This is a genomic window from Kribbella sp. CCNWLW201 (assembly GCF_037203805.1).
In the GTDB taxonomy this organism is placed as follows: domain Bacteria; phylum Actinomycetota; class Actinomycetes; order Propionibacteriales; family Kribbellaceae; genus Kribbella.
In genome coordinates, this window is sequence record NZ_JBBCBQ010000004.1 from 439,139 (window position 1) to 456,497 (window position 17,359).

At 68.3% G+C, this 17,359-nt stretch carries 18 protein-coding genes; 5 read left to right on the top strand and 13 right to left on the bottom strand.

Annotated elements, in window-relative coordinates:
• The first annotated feature begins 55 nt into the window (after positions 1 to 55).
• On the top strand, positions 56 to 691 hold the full coding sequence (locus V9K99_RS20770) for a class I SAM-dependent methyltransferase (protein ID WP_337007360.1): 636 nt from the start codon (positions 56 to 58) through the stop codon (positions 689 to 691).
• On the opposite strand, the gene V9K99_RS20775 is transcribed toward V9K99_RS20770, so the two are convergent.
• Genes V9K99_RS20775 through V9K99_RS20785 form a run of 3 tightly spaced genes read right to left on the bottom strand, consistent with a single transcriptional unit; the run spans position 675 to position 2,996 of the window.
• The gene (locus V9K99_RS20775) at positions 675 to 1,565 is read right to left on the bottom strand and encodes an aminoglycoside phosphotransferase family protein (protein WP_337007484.1); all 891 of its coding nucleotides are present in this window, start codon (positions 1,563 to 1,565) and stop codon (positions 675 to 677) included. The two genes, V9K99_RS20770 and V9K99_RS20775, sit on opposite strands and share 17 nt — an antisense overlap.
• Positions 1,566 to 1,612: 47 nt before the next feature.
• Positions 1,613 to 2,314, bottom strand: a complete 702-nt coding sequence (locus V9K99_RS20780; protein ID WP_337007358.1) for a hypothetical protein — start codon at positions 2,312 to 2,314, stop codon at positions 1,613 to 1,615.
• Between the two features lie 31 nt (positions 2,315 to 2,345).
• Complete coding sequence (locus V9K99_RS20785) at positions 2,346 to 2,996, bottom strand: LysE family translocator (protein WP_337007356.1); 651 nt, start codon at positions 2,994 to 2,996, stop codon at positions 2,346 to 2,348.
• Positions 2,997 to 3,090: 94 nt separating this feature from the next.
• Here V9K99_RS20785 and V9K99_RS20790 point away from each other — a divergent pair, with 94 nt between their 5' ends.
• Both V9K99_RS20790 and V9K99_RS20795 read left to right on the top strand, forming a co-directional pair.
• Positions 3,091 to 3,270, top strand: a complete 180-nt coding sequence (locus tag V9K99_RS20790) for a hypothetical protein (protein WP_337007354.1) — start codon at positions 3,091 to 3,093, stop codon at positions 3,268 to 3,270.
• Between the two features lie 87 nt (positions 3,271 to 3,357).
• A complete protein-coding gene (locus V9K99_RS20795) occupies positions 3,358 to 3,534 on the top strand; it encodes a DUF5302 domain-containing protein (protein ID WP_158441106.1) in 177 nt (58 codons plus the stop codon).
• Positions 3,535 to 3,611: 77 nt separating this feature from the next.
• Here V9K99_RS20795 and V9K99_RS20800 read toward each other — a convergent pair whose 3' ends face one another.
• Genes V9K99_RS20800 through V9K99_RS20815 form a run of 4 tightly spaced genes read right to left on the bottom strand, consistent with a single transcriptional unit; the run spans position 3,612 to position 7,550 of the window.
• Entirely contained in the window at positions 3,612 to 4,019 is a 408-nt protein-coding gene (locus V9K99_RS20800; RefSeq protein WP_337007348.1) for an SRPBCC family protein, read from the bottom strand.
• Positions 4,009 to 4,326 (bottom strand): ArsR/SmtB family transcription factor, encoded by a 318-nt coding sequence (locus tag V9K99_RS20805; RefSeq protein ID WP_337007346.1) that lies wholly within the window; start codon positions 4,324 to 4,326, stop codon positions 4,009 to 4,011. The genes V9K99_RS20800 and V9K99_RS20805 overlap by 11 nt, the downstream gene beginning before the upstream one ends.
• 40 nt (positions 4,327 to 4,366) lie before the next feature.
• Positions 4,367 to 6,460 carry an alpha/beta fold hydrolase gene (locus V9K99_RS20810; protein WP_337007344.1) on the bottom strand — a complete coding sequence of 698 codons (2,094 nt, stop codon included), beginning with the start codon at positions 6,458 to 6,460 and terminating at the stop codon, positions 4,367 to 4,369.
• A 31-nt stretch (positions 6,461 to 6,491) separates the two neighbouring features.
• Positions 6,492 to 7,550, bottom strand: coding sequence for a class I SAM-dependent methyltransferase (locus V9K99_RS20815; protein ID WP_337007343.1), 1,059 nt, complete (start codon positions 7,548 to 7,550; stop codon positions 6,492 to 6,494).
• Between the two features lie 94 nt (positions 7,551 to 7,644).
• On the opposite strand from V9K99_RS20815, the gene V9K99_RS20820 reads away from it, so the two are divergent.
• Positions 7,645 to 10,335: a helix-turn-helix transcriptional regulator gene (locus V9K99_RS20820; RefSeq protein ID WP_337007340.1), complete on the top strand. Its 2,691-nt coding sequence runs from the start codon at positions 7,645 to 7,647 to the stop codon at positions 10,333 to 10,335.
• A gap of 101 nt (positions 10,336 to 10,436) precedes the next feature.
• Positions 10,437 to 11,066: a DedA family protein gene (locus V9K99_RS20825; RefSeq protein ID WP_337007338.1), complete on the top strand. Its 630-nt coding sequence runs from the start codon at positions 10,437 to 10,439 to the stop codon at positions 11,064 to 11,066.
• A 189-nt stretch (positions 11,067 to 11,255) separates the two neighbouring features.
• On the opposite strand, the gene V9K99_RS20830 is transcribed toward V9K99_RS20825, so the two are convergent.
• The 6 genes from V9K99_RS20830 to V9K99_RS20855 are packed head-to-tail and all read right to left on the bottom strand — an operon-like array spanning position 11,256 to position 17,346.
• Complete coding sequence (locus V9K99_RS20830) at positions 11,256 to 11,951, bottom strand: SDR family oxidoreductase (RefSeq protein WP_337007336.1); 696 nt, start codon at positions 11,949 to 11,951, stop codon at positions 11,256 to 11,258.
• A gap of 34 nt (positions 11,952 to 11,985) precedes the next feature.
• Entirely contained in the window at positions 11,986 to 12,810 is an 825-nt protein-coding gene (locus V9K99_RS20835; RefSeq protein ID WP_337007334.1) for an acyltransferase domain-containing protein, read from the bottom strand.
• Positions 12,811 to 12,853: 43 nt separating this feature from the next.
• Positions 12,854 to 13,141, bottom strand: coding sequence for a 4a-hydroxytetrahydrobiopterin dehydratase (locus V9K99_RS20840; RefSeq protein WP_337007332.1), 288 nt, complete (start codon positions 13,139 to 13,141; stop codon positions 12,854 to 12,856).
• Between the two features lie 49 nt (positions 13,142 to 13,190).
• Positions 13,191 to 13,919 (bottom strand): carboxylesterase family protein, encoded by a 729-nt coding sequence (locus tag V9K99_RS20845; protein WP_337007330.1) that lies wholly within the window; start codon positions 13,917 to 13,919, stop codon positions 13,191 to 13,193.
• Positions 13,920 to 13,940: 21 nt separating this feature from the next.
• On the bottom strand, positions 13,941 to 15,335 hold the full coding sequence (locus tag V9K99_RS20850; RefSeq protein ID WP_337007328.1) for an MFS transporter: 1,395 nt from the start codon (positions 15,333 to 15,335) through the stop codon (positions 13,941 to 13,943).
• 34 nt (positions 15,336 to 15,369) lie between these two features.
• Positions 15,370 to 17,346 carry an ABC1 kinase family protein gene (locus tag V9K99_RS20855; RefSeq protein ID WP_337007326.1) on the bottom strand — a complete coding sequence of 659 codons (1,977 nt, stop codon included), beginning with the start codon at positions 17,344 to 17,346 and terminating at the stop codon, positions 15,370 to 15,372.
• Positions 17,347 to 17,359 lie beyond the last annotated feature (13 nt).

A 17,359-nucleotide genomic window follows, 5' to 3' on the forward strand; every position in this document is an offset into this window, starting at 1 on the left:
GGGGGTTTATGACGCGTTGGATGCTGGGCGGGGGGATTTGGAGCACTACGTTGCGATGGTGGGGGAGTTCGGGGCGGAGCGGGTGCTGGATGTGGGGTGTGGGACGGGGGAGTTGGCCTGTTGGCTGGGGCGGCTCGGGGTCGAGGTGGTGGGGGTGGATCCGGCCGAGGCTTCGCTGGAGGTTGCTAAGGGCAAGGAGTTTGCCGAGCGGGTGCGGTGGATTCACGGGGATGCGACGACGTTGCCGCCGTTGGAGGTTGATCTGGCGGTGATGACGGGGAACGTGGCACAGGTGTTCCTGACGGATGAGGAGTGGGCGGGGACGCTACAGGGGGTGCGGGATGCGTTGCGGCCGGGTGGGCGGTTCGTGTTCGAGACGCGGGACCCGGCGCGGCGGGTGTGGGAGGAGTGGACCCGGGAGCACACGCACCAGGTGACGCCGGTCGCGGGAGGCGACACGGTGGAGAGTTGGTCTGATCTCACCGAGGTCGCGTTGCCGTTTGTGTCGTTTCGCGGCACGTATGTGTTCGCGTCGGACGGGGCTGTGCTGACGTCGGATTCGACATTGCGGTTTCGGGAGCGCGAGGAGATCGAGGAGTCGCTGAAGGCCGCCGGGTTCCGGGTGGACGACGTACGGGAGGCGCCGGATCGGCCCGGTAAGGAGTGGGTGTTCGTCAGCTCGAGGCTGTGAGTAGGGCCGTCAGGGTGTGGTGGGCGGTGCGGGACATGACGGGGTTGGTCTCGACGTAGTACCAGAGGCAGCCGATCGCCTGGGCGAAGGACCAGCCCATGCCGCGGCGCCATTCGTTGTCGTCGCTGCCGATCGCGGTCCGGAAGGCCGCGCGGGCGTCGGTGTCGAGGAGGTTCCAGGCCGGGGCGAGGTCGATGGCCGGGTCGGCGACGGTGAAGGTACCGACGTCGATGACGCCGGCGAGACGGCGGTTCTCGGCGAGCAGGTTGCCGGGCATCAGGTCGCGGTGGGTCCAGACGTCCGGTTCGGTCCGCGGCGTGGTGCGCAGGTCGGCCCAGAGCTTGCCGAGGGCATCGACGTCGATCATCCCGCGGCTGCGTTCCAGCCCGTCGGCGACGTCGTCGTCGTGAGTGATGAGTACGCCGCCGCGCCACGGGCCGGTGAACACGCGACCCTCGGTCGGCACGGCACGCAGTGCGCGCACGAACGTCGCCAGGTCCTTGGCGAATTCGATCGAGCCGGCGACGTCGGCGTCGTACGCGATCGTACCCGGCAGCCAGCTGTAGATGGCCCAGGGGAGTGGGTAGCCGTCGCTGGGCTCGCCGATCTCGATCGGTTCGGGAGTCGGGTACGGCGAGATCGCGTGTAGTCGGCGTGCGGCGTCGGCCTCCGCCTCGAGGTCTTTGCGCGCCTCGACCGGATCGCCGGGCTGGATCGGGAGCCTGGCGACCAGGTCGTCGCCGAGCCGGAACAGCGCGTTCACCGTGCCGTGTGAGTTGACGGGTTTGACGGTCAGACCGCTCCACGCCGGGAACTGGGACTGGACGAGCCGTGTCACCAGATCGGTCGTCACGTCCAGCTGTCCAGGATGCATCGCCACGCGGAGCAGTATCCGGGACGCACGCAACCGGCGCACACCAATTAGATGAGCAGCGCGGGAGCCATGCGGGCGGAACCGATGCCCCGGTCCGGCTTGCCGAGGCGGAAGCGGACCTTGCCTTTCAACACCGTGCCGGACTCGGCCTGACCGTCCACCAGTTGCTCGCCGGGAAACAACGTGAACGTCCATCGCTCGTTGTGCTCACAGTCCGGCGGTACGGCGCCACACTGCAACACCCGCGTACCCCACAGTTGCCGGGTCATCCACTGCCTGGTGTCACTCCCCAGTACGACGAAGTCCTGCGAGCGCACCACATCCTCGTAGCTCCCGAGGGACGGGCCATAGACGCCGACCACGCTCACGACGAGGCTCCACGGGCGCGTGCTCGGCAGCGCAGCTCCCGCGGGCAGTCGCTCGTCGAACACATCCGCTGCCGGCGCACCGACTTGAGCAGCCCGTACGGCGGCATCCACGGGCCGGCGTGTGTCCAAGGCATCCGGGGTCGGTACGAGGAGTGCGCCGTACTGGACCTCGTCAGCGAAGCGTGCGGAGCTGAAGTGGGCGGTCAGTGCTGTGGTTGCCTCCTCGGCCCGTTTCCATTCGGCCGGAGAGAACTCATCGAGCAGGTACTCGCGGGTGATCGCGGGGAGGCCCCGATCGCGGACGAGCCGGGCGATCGGGGCGCACGTTCTCCATCCGCTGGTGAGCAGCCGGTTGATCTCGCTTTCGGTGAAGTCGCTCATCCCGGCCGACGTTAGTGGTCGGCGCCGACAGTCAGTGGGTGGCGAGTGGTTTGGCGCGGTCGGTGGCGAGGCGGATGGCGAAGACTGCGAGGGCGGTGCCGGTGAGGTAGCGGTGGATGCGCATCCAGGTCGGGCGGCGGGCGAGGAAGACTGCGACCGAGCCGGCGGTGATGACGAAGATCGCGTTCACCGCGACGCCGACGGCGAGCTGGACCAGGCCGAGGACCAGGCTCTGGGCGCCGAGGTGGCCGCGCGACGGGTCGAGGAACTGGGGGAGCAGGGAGATGTAGAGGATGGCGATCTTCGGGTTCAGCAGGCAGGTGAGCAGGCCCATGCCGAACAGCTTCCGCGGCCGGTCCGGCTCCAGCTCCTGGGTCGCGAAGACCGAGCTGCCGCCGGGGCGGAAGGCGTTCCAGGCGAGCCAGAGCAGGTACGCCGCGCCGGCCAGCTTCAGCGTCAGGTAGATCTCGGGGACCAGCGCGAACAAGGTGGCGAGTCCGGCGCTGGCGGCCAGCAGATACACCAGGAACCCGACGCCGACACCGGCCAGCGACACGAGCCCGGCGCGGCGGCCCTGGGCGACCGACCGAGAGACCAGATAGATCATGTTCGGCCCGGGAATGATCACCAGGCCGAGTTCGACCAGCGCGATTCCGAGCATCGCCTCACCACTGACCAGCACCCGCATCCCCTTTCGTCGACTCGAACCTAACAATCTTCGCCGCGGCCGGGCGGGGTTTTTCCCGGGCTGAGACGGCGCGCGGTACGTTGCCGGGATGAGCGACCAGACGTGCATGCGCTGTGGTGAGCAGGTGGAGTCGAGTCGCGACGACTACGAGGTGTTCGAGCGGATGCACTGGGACTGCTTCCACTACGCCTACGAGCACGACCTCAACGGCGAAGTCCCCGAGTCCGTCGACTGCGGCATGCCCGGCTGCCCGTCCGGGGAGGGCTGAAGGGGCCCCTGGTGGTAATCCGTTCGCGGGCGGGTGTCACAGTTGGTTAGCTTGGGTGTGTACGCCTGACGGTTTGAAGGAGACGGTATGAGCGACAAGTCCAGCGAGCCGGCGGACGATCTGCAGAAGAAGTTCCGTGAAGCGCTCGAGAAGAAGAACGCCCATCACAACGCACACCCGGGGTCCGGGACGCGGCGTGAGGGTGTCGGCGAGGCGCACAACGACAAGCAGAAGCGCCAGTTCCGGCGCAAGTCCGGCAGCTGATTCCGCCAACTGTCCATCCATCCGCCTGAGCCCCGGGTTGCCGCCCGGGGCTCGACCTTTTCCAGCGCCTGGCCCTGTCAGGTGAGTAGGGCGGCGAGGCGGCCGAGTTCTGGGTTCCAGCCCTGGAGGTGGTTCGCTGAGTCTTCCTCGGTGGCGAAGCCGGTGTGCGTGAGCTGCATCTGGGTGCCTTCGGGGACCTCGCTCAGGTCGACCTGGACGCGGGTCGGCTCGTCGTCGGCGCCGTCCCACTTCCAGCTGAAGGCGAGTCGGTACGGCGCGTCGACCTCGAGGTAGGTGCCGCGGACGACGTGCGGTCCCATCTCGACCACGTAGTCGCCGCCGACCCGGACGTCGGCCTGGACCTTCAGCTCCAGGTCCGGGTTGGGGCAGTACCACTGGGTGAGCAGCTCCACTCGGGTCCAAGCGTCGTACACCTTGCGAATGGTTGCCGGTAGCACTCTTACGATCCGGATGTCAGGACCCATCCCCGCCTCCTCGCAGCAGCTCTTCCAGTCGGTCGACCGTGCGGTTCCAGTACGTCGTGAGGTCGCCAAGCCAATCTTCGACCTCGGCGAACGCCTCCGGCCGGATCGTGCACACGACCGTCCGGCCCACCTTGCGCCGGGTCACCAGCCCGGCGTCCACGAGCACTCCGACGTGCTTCGTCATCGCGGGCAGCGTGATCCGGTGCGGCTCGGCGAGCTCGCCCATGGTCGCGTCGCCCCGGCTCAGCCGGCTCACGATCGCCAGCCGGGTCGGGTCCGCCAGCGCCCCGAACGTCGTCGTCAGCACGGACAACACTTCACCAACTGGTTAAGTGTATGTCAAGCCCTCACAGCACGTCGGCGAGCAACGCGGCGGCTCGAGCGGCGCCGTCGGCGGCCACGGGGCGGTAGTCGGGTGACGTGGCCAGCGCTTTGGCGATGGTCTCAGCCAGCACGAGCGGGTCGGCGGCTTCGTCGTACGTGAGGCGGTGGCCGGCGTTGTAGTGATCCAGGCGCGCTGCGACGTGGAAGTTCTGCTCGAAGTGGTGCTGCAGCGGCACGTAGATGAAAGGCACCCGGGCCGCGGTCAGCTCCATGCACGTGGTGAGCCCGCCCTGGGTGATCGCGAGGTCCGCTGAGGCGAGGTGCCGGTGCAGGTCGGGCAGGTAGCCGCGCAGCGTCACCCCCGGGAGAGATGGGAAAGCAGCGGGATCGAGACGTGGGCCGGTGACGACGACGAAGTTCAGCCCGGGCACCAGGCGGCGGGCATGGGGAACCGCGTCGAGAACTCTGTGCAGCAAGGAGGATCCGACCCCAGAACCGCCGACCGTCACCACGCATAGGAGGCCGTCCGCCGGGTAGCCCAATGTCGTCCGATCGACGCGCGACGGGACGAAACCGGTGACGTACCCGGCGAAGTCGAAGTTGCGTTCGGTCCAGTCCCGGATCGTCGGCAGCCCGGGGCCGAAGGAGGCGTCGACGATGTCGTCCGGGTCGCCGACGAAGATCGACCGGTCCCGCAGCCGGGCGAACCGGGCCCGCTGCTCGATCATCTCGGCGTTGTAGTCCGCCGTCAGCCGTGCCTCGCGGGATCCGCCGTCCGGCATCGGCAGCCAGCCGACGAAGTCCGTCATCCACGCGTACGAGAACCGCTTGAGCTCCGGGTTCTCGTGCAGGAAGTAGTCCACGTCCCAGGCCTCGTCCCCGATCACCAGGTCGTACGGCCGCTCGGCCACGACATCGGCGAAGGTGAGGAAGTTCGCCACCAGGATCTCGTCCATCCGCCGGATCGCCTGGAACGCGTGCAGGTCGTGTTCACCCGCCTCGAACTCGATGTGTCCCGATTCACTGCAGAGGTACGACGACGCCGGGTGGACCGTCTCACCGGCGTCCTCGAGCACTCGCGTCACCGGGTGCTGCGCCAGCCAGTCGATCTCCAGGTCCGGGTGGTGCGTCCGCAGTTCGCGTGCGATCGCCAGGTCCCGGCGGGCGTGGCCGAGTCCGATCGGTGACGAGAGGTAGAGCGCCCGCTTCGGCCTGCTCATCGCTCGGACCCAGGTACGTCGTACCGGCCGCGGAGCGACCCGGTCGACGAAGTCGCGGAGCAGGTGGTTCACCATGACCGGGTCGCGAGCGTGTGGTGCGTGCCCACCGCCCTCCACCGTCACCAGCGAACCACCGGTCGCCTCAGCGAGCAGTGCACCCTCGCGATGCGGCCGGACCTTGTCCTGTCCGCCATGGATTACCAGCACCGGACAGGACACCTTGGTGAGCCGGTCCGGTTGCAGGTGGTCCTGCCGAGCTACCTCGGTGTCCACCAGCCGCTCCGGACCGATCTCACCTCCCCATCCGACGCAGTCCTCGATCTGCTTGGTGGAGTGCGGTTCGTTGAAGACTTGCTCGAAGAAGAACTCGAGGAAGTCGTCGTACCCGCCTTCGGTCCAGTAGTGGCGGTTGTACTTCGCCCAGCCCTCGGCGCTGTCGTGGCGCTCGTTGAACGTCCACTGCGTGCGCTCCTCCACCATTGGAGCCAGCCTGGTCGCCGGACCGATGCACACGACTCCCAGCACGCGGTCTGGCTGCTCCAAGGCCAACTGCAACGCCCACGGGCACCCTCGTGAGAACCCGACCAGCACGCAGGACTCGGTGCCGGTCGCGTCCAGTACGGCGAGCGCGTCCGCCACGAACTCGGAGTCGCTGTACGCCGCCGCACCCACCGGACGGTCGGAGCGACCGGAGCCGCGGCCGTCGAAGGTGATTACCCGGTAGCGCCGGGACAGGTAGGGGACCTGCGCCTTCCACAGGCGGGACGGCACGATCGACCACGTCGGCAGCAGTAGGACCGTCGGTCCCTCGGTGCCGTGTACGGCGTAGCCGATCGTCACCCCGTCACGCGTCACCGTCCCCTGCAGATCCGGTGTCAGCGCAGGTCTCTCCGTCATTGCCCCTGTCCCCCCTCAAAGCCTCAATGTCTCAGGGCCGTACTTCGAACACCAGGTTGAACGGCGTCTGCGCGACCGTGCGGAACCTGGTGAACCCGGCTGCCGTGGTGACGTCCCGGATCCGTGCCGGCCCGGCCTGAGTACCCAGTGCGAGACCGACCGGTTGGGAGAGGGATCCCGGCGTACAGAGCAAGGTGGAGAAGCCGTAGTACGCACGGCCGACCGGGTTCAGGTTGTCCTCGACCTTGTCGCCGGCCATGGGCTCGACCAGCAGCCAGGTGCCGTCTGGTGCGAGTGACTCGCGCACATGGCGGGCTGCGCCGACCGGGTCGCCCATGTCGTGCAGGGCGTCGAAGGTGGTCACCAGGTCGTACCCTGACCCGCTGAAACCGCCAGCCGGTGCCACCTCGAAGCGAATCTGCAGTCCTGCCTCGGCTGCACGCAGTCGGGCGGTCTCGATCGACTCCTGGTGGTAGTCCGAGCCGACGAACTCGGACCGCGGGAACGCCTCCGCCATCAGGATCGTGGAGGCACCGTGGCCGCAGCCGATGTCCGCCACCGTCGCACCGCGCTCCAGCTTCTCCACCACGCCGTCGAGTGCGGGCAGCCAGCTGGACAGCAGGTTCGCGTTGTACGAGGGCCGGAAGAACCGCTCGCATCCGACATGGACGTCGGAGGTGTGCTCGTGCCACCCGATCCCCGCACCGCTCCTGGCTGCCTCGATCGTCTGTGTGGTGTTGTGCACCGTGCCAAGCGCGATCTGGAAGAAGCCCGGCAAGTACGCCGGACTGTCCGGGTCAGTCATCGCCACGGTCTGCTCGGGCGGCAGCGTGTAGCGGCCGGTGCTCGGGTCGTACTCCACATACCCGCCCGCGGCCTGGCCGTTGAGCCATTCACGCGTGTAGTGCTCACTGGTATTGGTGCGCTCGGCCAGTTCCCCTGGCGTGGCGGGTCCGTCGTCGGCGAGTGTCTGGTAGTAGCCGAGTCGATCACCCATCACCACCAGCGCCGCGTTCAGTGTCGCCCCCACCTCGTCCACGGCCTTGAAGACAAACGCCATCAGCTTGTCGCCGTCGATCGCAATAGTCATTTCCTACGCCCCCTTGGTCAGATCAGTACGGCGAACCTAGGCAAGGCTGCTCACTCGTCGCATCAGGTGCCCCACCTGGTGCACACTGCGAGACATGCTGATCGGGCGGGAGGCCGAACGCCGGGTGATCGAGCAGCTGGTCGCGGGGGCGCGGGTGGGTGCGGCGGGCGTGCTGCTGGTCACCGGCGAGCCCGGCATCGGCAAGACCGCGCTGCTCGACGAGGCCGCCACCCTGACCACCGGACTCCGCCTACTCCGGGCCCGCGGTACTGAGGCCGAACAGGACGTCCCGTTCGGAGCTCTCCACCAACTCCTCCGCCCCGCCCTGGCCGCCCTCAGTCGCATCCCTCACCCGCAGCAGGCTGCTCTCTCAGCCGCGCTGGCGCTCAGCCCTGGGGAGAGCACAGCCGACAGATTCGCTGTCGGTGCAGCGACGCTCAGCCTGATCTGCCGGTACGCCGAAGACGCGCCGGTCGCCGTGATCGTCGATGACGCGCACCTGCTCGACCGTCCGTCAGCAGAGGCGTTGCTGTTCGCGGCCCGGCGATTCCTCGCCGATCCGATCATGGTGCTGATCGCTGCCCGGGAGCACGAGTCTCATCCGCTCGCAGAGGCCGATCTGCCCAGCCTCCCGCTCGGTGGTGTGCGGTTGGAGGCGGCACAGCAGTTGGTACACGGGTTGCCGGTCGACCTGGTCGCCCAACTGCACCGGACAGTGGCCGGGAACCCGTTGGCACTGCTGGAGTTGGCCGGCGATCCTGACGAGCTTCACCGACTCCCACCCGGTGTACCCGTGCCTGTCCCCGCGCTGCTTGCAGAAGCCTTTACTACCAGGGCAAACCGGCTCAGCCCGGCTGCACGTACCGCACTGCTCGTCGCGGCTGTCGACGATGGAGAGCTTGGTGTCGTGGCCAGAGCGTGCAAGGAACTGAGTGTCGACATCGCAGCCCTGTCTGAAGCGGAGACCGCCGCCCTGGTAGCCATTCGCGACGGTCGAGTCGAGTTCCGCCACCCACTGGTCCGGTCGGCGGTCTACACGAGTGCTGATCCGGCTGAGCGTCGTGCTGTGCACCGGGCGGTGGCGGGAGCTACGCAGGACGCGGACCGGCGGGCCTGGCACCTGTCCGAGACAGTGCTTGGCACTGATGACGACGTGGCCGCCAAGCTGGACGTGGCGGCAGGGCACGCTGCTGGTCGTGGAGCGCATGCTGTTGCGGCGACTGCGTACGAACGCGCTGCTCGGCTGACGGAAGCATTACAGGGCCGAGCACTCAGACTGGTCGCAGCTGGAGAGGCAGCGTGGTCCGCAGGGCTTCCGGACCGGGCGGACACCCTGCTGGATGAAGCGCTGGGGCTGCGGCCGCCGCCCACCACGAAGCTCCGCGCACAGGAGATCCGTGGCGACTTGGCGGCCAAGTGCGGCTCACCTGTTCGGGCACGCGACATCCTGCTTGCAGCCGCCGCGGAATGCGACGACGAAGCCGTAGCCACCGGACTGCTCGCCGACGCGGTCAACGCCTGCTTTCGCCTCTGCGACACAGCGTCAGCACTCCAAGCGGCAGAAGACATCGACCGACTGCTGCCTGCTGTCGAACGCCCAGGTCCACGCATCATCGGCCTGATGGCCAGCGGTGTCGCCAAGATCCTTGCCGGGCACGGCGGAACCGACCAGATTCGCGAGGCAGTGGCATTGGCCCCGTCGGAGGAGCTGGACCGCGACCACCGCCGGCAGGTGTGGATGGCGATCGCACCGCTGTTCCTCCGGGAGAGTGACACCGGTAGAGCACTGCTGCAGCAGGCGATGCTCGAGCGCCGTGACCAGGTCGCGTTGGGCGCTCTACCCGGTCTGCTGTTCGTGCTGGCCCGTGACGACGCCACCACTGATCGCTGGGCCGATGCAGCTACGTCGTACGACGAGGGGATCCGGCTGGCGCGGGAGACCGGTCAAACGAGTGAACTGGCGATGAATCTGGCCGGTCACGCCTGGCTGGCAGCGCACCAAGGCCGTGAGGAGTGTCAGACGCTTGCGGCTGAGGCTCTGCGCATCTCCACCGAGCGGGAGATCCACCTGGGCACGGTCTGGTCGTTGTTCGCGCTCGGTGACTACGAGCTGGGCCGTGGTGATCCAGCGGCCGCGCTACCGCAGTACGAGCGGCTGGTCGACGTACTGGCGTCCAACGGGCTCAAGGACCCTGATCTGTTGCCCGTACCGGAGTTGGTAGAGGCCTACCTGCGGTTGGGGCGGTCCGGCGATGCAGAGTCGGTGGCGCGGGAGTACGTCGTACTGACGCAAGAGAAGGGGCAGCCGTGGTCGCTGGCGCGGGCGGCTCGAGTGAGGGGAGTGGTGGACGAGAGCGAGGAGGAGTTCGAGAAGGCGCTCGGGTGGCATGCGGAGACGCTGGACGTGTTCGAGCGGGCCCGGACGCAGTTGGCGTACGGCGCGTGGCTACGGCGAGCGCGGAGACGTGTGGATGCACGGGCGCAGTTGCGGCCAGCCGTTGAAGCGTTTGATGCGCTGGGAGCCGCCGGCTGGGCTGACCAGGCGGCGACTGAGCTGAAGGCGACCGGGGAGACCGCACGGCGCAGAGTGCCAAGTACGGCGGACGACCTGACTCCACAGGAGCGTCAGATCGCCCTGCTACTCGCGGACGGGCAGAGCATCCGTGAGGCTGCGGCCAGGCTGTTCCTCAGCCCGAAGACCGTCGAGTACCACCTCCGCAAGGTCTACACGAAGCTCGGCATCCACTCACGTACCGAACTGGTACAGCACGTAGCGTTGCGGTGACAGCACGCACAGCCGAGAAGTACTGAACATCCGGTGAACCCCCGCTGAATCACATCGATGGGATTGCGGCGCATTTGGCATTCGATGGCATGCTTTCCCAGGTGACAGAGTTGATGGAGGCCGCGCGACAGCTCCTCAGCGTGGCGATGGCCTCGCATTGGCTGCTGCTCGTCCTGTTCCTGGCCGCCGCGATCGACGCTGTCTTCCCGATCATCCCGAGCGAAGGCCTGGTGGTCACGGCCGGTATGGCCGCTGCCGCGGGACACCAGAATCTGCTCCTCGTGATCGTGCTGGCGATGCTCGGCTCGGTCATCGGCGAGACCGTCTGCTACTTCATGGGTCGCGGTTCCGGCCCGGCACTGCACCGCTGGATGAAGCGGCAGGAGCGCAGACAGGCGATCTACGAGAAGGTGTCGGCCGCCCTGCATTCTCGCGGCGGGCTGATCCTGATGACGGTCCGCTACATCCCGGGCGCGCGGATGGTCGCCACGTTGACCGCCGGCGCCACCCGGTACTCGTTCAAGAAGTTCCTCATCTTCACCTTCGCCGGCGTCACGGTCGCCTACACGTACGTCGCTCTGCTCGGTTACCTCGGCGGTGACGCGTTCGCGCACGACTCGCTGAAGGCGCTCGGGTTCAGCCTGAGCCTGGCGTTCGTGATCGGCCTGGTGATCGAGACCTCGCGCCGGATCGCCAACAAGCGCCGCGCCGCCAAGGTCTCGGCCGGGTAACGATCACCGGGCGGGTTTCCGCGCGAAGGTGTGTCCCGCCCCAACCACACCCTGACGTGCGTCAGCAACCTCGAACTGGCTGAACAGGTACCGAAGGACAGGAGGTAGTGGCCAGGAGCCGAGGTGATTGGGCCGGGCTTACGCGTGGATCCGCTCGGCTGCGGCCAACACCTCCTGTCCTTCGGTCCCCTAGCGAGCGGAGCCGACCGGCCGGACGATGAGGGTGCTGAGGTCGACCTCGGCCGGCTGGGTCAGCGCGAACACGATCGTCGCCGCGAGCTGATCGGCGCTGATCCGGGGCCGACCAGGCTCGAGCCCGCCGACCGGGTCGGAGAACGCGGTCTCGACCGCACCCGGCGACACGAGCGTGACGCCAATGCCGTCAGGGGCGACGAGCTGGCGGATGTTCTCCGCGAGGCCGGTGACCGCGAACTTCGTCGCACCATAGATGTTGCCTGGTGTGTTCACATGCCCGGCCAGACTGCCGACCAGCACGATCCGCCCGCGGCTCTCGCGGAGCGCCGGCAGGCTGTAATGGATCAGCGCGGCCGGGCCGAGGACGTTGGTCAGGATCATGTGCCGCCAGCCCTCCGGATCGCCGTCCCCGACCGAGTCGTGGGTCGCGTACCCGGCATTGGCGACGATGTTGTCGAGCTGGCCGAACGCTCCGATCGTCCGCGTCACGGCATCCTCGGCCGCCGCGGGCTCGGCCGCGTCACCGGACACAGTCAGCAGCGTGGACGGGCTGCCGACCCCGGCCGCGAAGGCGTCGAGGCGGGACTTGTCCCGGCCGGTGACGGTGACCTGGTGGCCGAGTTCGAGCAGTTGCCGGGCCGCGGCGGCGCCGATGCCGCTGGACCCTCCGGTGATCAGCGTGACAGTCATACGACCGACGCTAGGTGCTAGAGCGGGCTCTAGGTCAAAGGCGGAGGTAGCCGTACGCGCTCTGCCAGGTGCCGCCGTCCTTGATCCGGCCGACCACCAGCCGCTGCAGCGTGGTGTCCTGCGGCAACTCGTCCAGCCGCTCCAGTCCATGGGTTCGGAAGGTGAAGAAGATCGCGCTGTCCTGGCTGTCGTTCGCTTCCCCGTACGGCGTGAAGCGGCGGCCGAACCGGACCATGTTCGACTCCGGCGGAAGGTTGTCGAGCAGGTACGGATCGATCAGCCAGGACCACAAGGTCGCGGTCTTCACCGGGTACTCCGGGAAGTAGCGCGGGAAGAACTCACGCGCCTGCGCGAGGCTGTCGTCGACCAGCTCGGGAGTCAGCGGACCGGACTCCGGGATGTGTACGCCGATCACCCATTCACCCGGCTCCGTCCCGGGCACCGGCTTGTCGGCCGGAACCTGGTGGAGCAGGTACTGCAGCCGGCCGAGCGCGTAGAGCTGGCCGGCCCAGTGGATAGTCATCCACCAGTGTGTCTGCAGGCCGTACTCACCGAAGGTCCGGCGGTGCACCTTCAACTGCTGTCCGAGGTCGGCGAGTGAGGCCCAGCTGATGTCGTCCGGAATACCTCGCTCGGCGTGGAAGCGCCGTACGTCCGGCAACGTCTCGAGGAACGCCTGGACCGAGTTGCGCGGGTCCTCGGGCATCCGCAGTTGCGGTTCGCTGCCGAGCTTGCCGATCTCTGCGCGCAACTGGTCGGCCAGATCCTTGACGACGGCCGGGTCCGCCTCGAAGGCCTCGGCCGCCTCGCGGTCCTCGTCGCTGAACCCCAGCAGGCGATACTCCTCGGCAGTCGTCACTCGCCAACGGTATCCGATCCAGCCGAGGGCAGAGACTTACCTGTCAGCCGGCGGCGGTGTCGATGTGGCGGGCGAGGACGAGGTCGTCCTCGGTGATGCCGCCGGCGTCGTGGCTGCTCACCCGGAAGGTGATGGTGGTCCAGCGGATGTCGATGTCCGGGTGGTGGTTCATCGACTCGGCCAGCTGGGCGACCGTGGCGACCAGGCGGATGCCGTCCATGAACGTCTCCCGCTTGACGCTGCGGACCAGCGCGTTGTCCGCGAACTTCCACTGCGGGAGGTGGTCGCGGATCGCTTGGTCGATCTGGTCGTCGGTCAGCAGGTCAGCCATGCGCCACACTCTAGACCCATCGGACGGGTGAGCAGCCCGAGGCGTCGGGTCAGCCGAGGCTGTTCCAGAAGGCGGGGCGATGCTCCTTCGCGTAGTCGACGGATCGGATCGCGTTCGGCGCGAGTGACTGCACGGTGTCCGGGGTGGTGAACTTCGGCCAGTCCGGCAGACCGTCGCCGTTCGGGTCGCTGCGATGCGCGAAGTTCGTCCAGTAGCCGATCATCGCGTCGGACAGGGCGAGCTGGTCCTTGGTCATCTCGGTCTTCCCGGTGCGGAACAGATACTGTACGTCGCCCGCATGCCAGGCGCCGGCCTGGAAACCCTTCGGGAACGGGATGTCCAACGGTGCGTTCCGGTCCGCGAACTCGTAGAACCACAGCGGGTTCTTTGCCGATAGCAACTGGTTCTGCTTCAGCTGGGCCTGCGCCCACATCCGGTCGGTCATCACCGCCGCCCAGGCCACGCCCGGGGTCGGGTAGTCCTTCAGTGGGTACTCGGCCAGGATCTTCGCGGCCTGGTTGCCGAAGGCTGTGCGGAGCAGTTCGGGGTACGCCGCCGCGGTGACCGGGGCGCCGGCCAGTTCGCGGAAGAACGCGACGAACGTTGTGTGCTCGTCTCGCGTCGTACCGGAGAGGATCGGGACGTTCGCGAACTCGCCGTCGGCCAGTGCCTGGGCCGGATCCGGCGGGTCATTGCCGAGGGCATACGGCTGGAAGATGTTCATCACCTGCGGCACTTCGAGCAGCTTGGCGACCGGGACCTCGCGCAAGCAGGCCATCTAGCTCACTCAAGCAAATGCTCAAGCCGGGCGGACGCGGCCGGCGGTGAGGAGGCCGAGGAGGGCGATCGTGGCGCTAGTGGTGATGATGGCGCCGAAGACCCACGGACGCGGGTTGGCGGCGTTGAGGGCGAGGAGGGTGCCACTGACGGCGAGGGCGGTGGCGATACTCATCGTGCCGGCCATCTGGGCCGCGCTGCTTTTGCGGCCGGAGTTGCCGGCGTCGGACAGGTCCAGCGTCAGCACCGACAGGCTGGACGAGCTCAGCCCCATCCCGACACCGGCGAAGGCCCAGCCGATCAGCCCGAACCAGGTCGTCGCATCCGTCCACGCCAGCAACGACGTGACCGCGAGGCCGGCGGCCATCAGCGCGAGACCGGATCGCAGCACGTTGACCCGGGCGATGCCGTGGTTCCGGCCCTGCAGCCAGGACCCGAACGCCCAACTCACCCCGGTGATCGATAGCGTCACCCCGGCCCGCGACGGACTGAAGTCATGCTGCAGCGTCAGCAACAGCGGCAGATACGCACCGGCCCCGGCGAACGCGGCACCACCCAGTCCCCGAACCGCCACCACCGCCGGAAACCCGCGCCGCGCCACGAAGGTCCCCTTCGGCATCACCCGTACGGCGGCCAACGCGAGCACCACCAGCGCCACCGGGATCGTGATCCCGCCGATCACCCAATGCGCCTGCAGGTGATCACCGGCCAGCGTCATCGAGAACAACGCGACCGACGCAGCGAGCGCCCAGGGAAGGGCGGACCGCCACGCCTCCAGCTCGGCCACATCCTCGGCGCTCCGCTCGGGCGCCGGTGAGTTCGCCGACTGCCGCATGGCCGGACCGAGCAGCATCCAGCTCGGCACGATCAGCAGGACCGCGCCCAGGAACACCCACCGCCAGCCGAACTGCTCGGTCACCACACCGGTCAGCACCGGACCAAGAACCGACGGCAGGATCCACATCGCGGCGAACAGCGAGAACATCTTCGGCCGCAGCACGGCGGGCAGCGCGCGGGCGACCAGCACCATCAGCGAGACGTCGAGCAGGCCCTCCGCGAAGCCGCTGAGCAGCCTTCCGGCGACCACCATCGGCATCGCGGCCGCCGTACCGACCAGCAACTGGGCCAGGGTGAACGCGATCGCGCCGGCCCTCAGGGTCGGGATCGGACCGCGACGGTCGGACCACAGGCCGGCGATCGCGAGCGAGATCAGGTAGCTCGCGTTCGGGGCCGCGTTGGCCAGCCCGAAGCTGCCGAGCGCGTCGAACTCGCGCACCATGGTCGGCAGCGCCGTGCCGACCGCGCGGTTCTCGAACGCGCCGAGGGTGACAAGCCCGATCACGCCGAGCACGAGCGGCAGGTGCCGGCCGCTGAACAGTCGTTGTGGGGTCGCGACAGATGTCGTGGTCGAGGACATGCCGCACATCCTCGAAGTTCAAGTTCACTTCAGGTCAAGTGCGACTGCTGTCGGGGAGCCGGAAGACCAGGACGAGCACCCGCAGCACCAGGACGGCGCAGATCACCAGCAGGTTGTAGCCGAACAGCTGGAACAGGCTCATCGTGTCGGTGATCTTCGGACCGCCCGGCGTCCCGAGCAACAGCACCGCCATCAGGCCGGCGGTGGCGCCGAGGATCGCGAGCAGGACCTGATGCAGCAGCGTGGTGATGTGCCGGCGGTCCCGGTCGTCGGCGAGCAACCGGACGTTCAGGCCCAGCCGGCCGCTCTCGGCCGCGGCGGCGATCCGGTCGATCCGCCGGGGGAGTCGCCGTAACATCGGCAACAACGTCGCGAGTTCCTCGGTCGCCGTACGGCGCAAGGCGTCCGGCGCGAGGCGGTCGGTGACATGGGCCGAGGCGAACTGGCGGGATGCCGCGACCAGGTCGAAGCCGGGCGAGATCCGGGAGATCGTCCCCTCGATGGTGGCCAGCGCCCGGAAGACCGCGGCCACCTCGGGCGGTACGCCGAGATCGTGCGAGGTGATGATCGTGAACAGGTCGTTGAACATGGCCGGCCCCAGCGCCACCCCGGCGGAGAGATGCCGGGTCATGAACTGGCCGACGGCGCGCTCCAGGCTCCGCTCGTCGATGACGTCGGGGCGGTACACGATCTCCAGCAGGGCGTCGGTCGCGGCGACCGGATCGGCGTGGTCGATCGCGAGCAGGAACCGTTGCAGTGCCTCCCGGGTGGCCGGATCGAGCCGGCCGACCGAGCCGAGGTCGAGCATGCCGATCCGGCCGTCGGCGAGGAGCAGGAAGTTGCCGGGATGCGGGTCGGCATGGAAGACACCGTCGATCGCGACCTGACCGATGATGCACTCGAACAGCACGCGGCCTAGCCGGGCGGCGTCCAGGCCGCGGTCGGCGATCGCCGGTGCGGCGTTGCCGAGACCGATACCGTCCAGCCGTTGCATCGTCAGCACCCGGCGGGTGGAGGCCTGTGGGTAGAGCTCGGGGACGACGAGGTCGTTGTTCGAGGCAACGGATCGGCCGGCCGCGACGGTGGTCATGTTGCCGGCCTCGACGGTGAAGTCGAGCTCCTCGCGCATCGCGTCGGCGAACCCGTCGGCGAGCGCCCGGACGCCCATCGACCGGCCCCAGTCGGTGTTCCGTTCGAGCATCCGGGCCAGCCGCCGGACGATGTCGAGATCGCGATCCACGACCGCGGCGATACCGGGCCGCTGGACCTTGACGACGACATCCGCACCCTCCGGCAGGCGAGCCGTGTACACCTGCGCGACCGAGGCGGCGGCGAGTGGGGCGGTGTCGAAGTCGCCGTACAACTGGTGTGGAGGTGCGCCGAGCTCCTCGGTGAGGACGGCCTCGATCTCAGGCCAGGGCGCGGTGGAGACCTGGTCCTGCAGGCGGCTCAGCTCGTTGGCGACCGAGGCGGGGATCACGTCGCTGCGAGTGGACAGCACCTGACCGAGCTTGACGAACGTGACACCGGCTTCGTCGAGGGCCAGGCGCAGTGATCGGGCCAGCTCGGCCTGGCCGGCGGCGTTCTCGCGGCCGGGGCGGCGACGGCCGCGGATGTACGGACCGAGGCCGTGCCGGATCGCGATCCGGAGGATCTGCAGGTAGCGCTTGGTCCGGGCGATCCGGCCGGTCACGTCACGGCGCAGATCGCGGGCCCGGGGCAACGAGCCGGTCGGGACGAGCGCTTCGGCGAGGACCAGGAAGATCAGGCCGGACAGCACCGAGCAGAGCGTGGTGAGGACGAGCAACGCGACAGCGGCGCCGCTCGGACCCTCGAACGGTGGCGGCCCGACCAGTCCCCTGGCGATCGGGTTGAACAGGGCAAGGGTGAGCCCGGCCCCCAGCGCCAGCCGGACCAGGCCGAACCGGACGCCCAGCAGGCGCTGCGCGACAGGCACGAAGATCAGCATGAAAATGACGATGTTGATCAGCCCGATCACCACGATGTCCATGGTTCGAACCCTA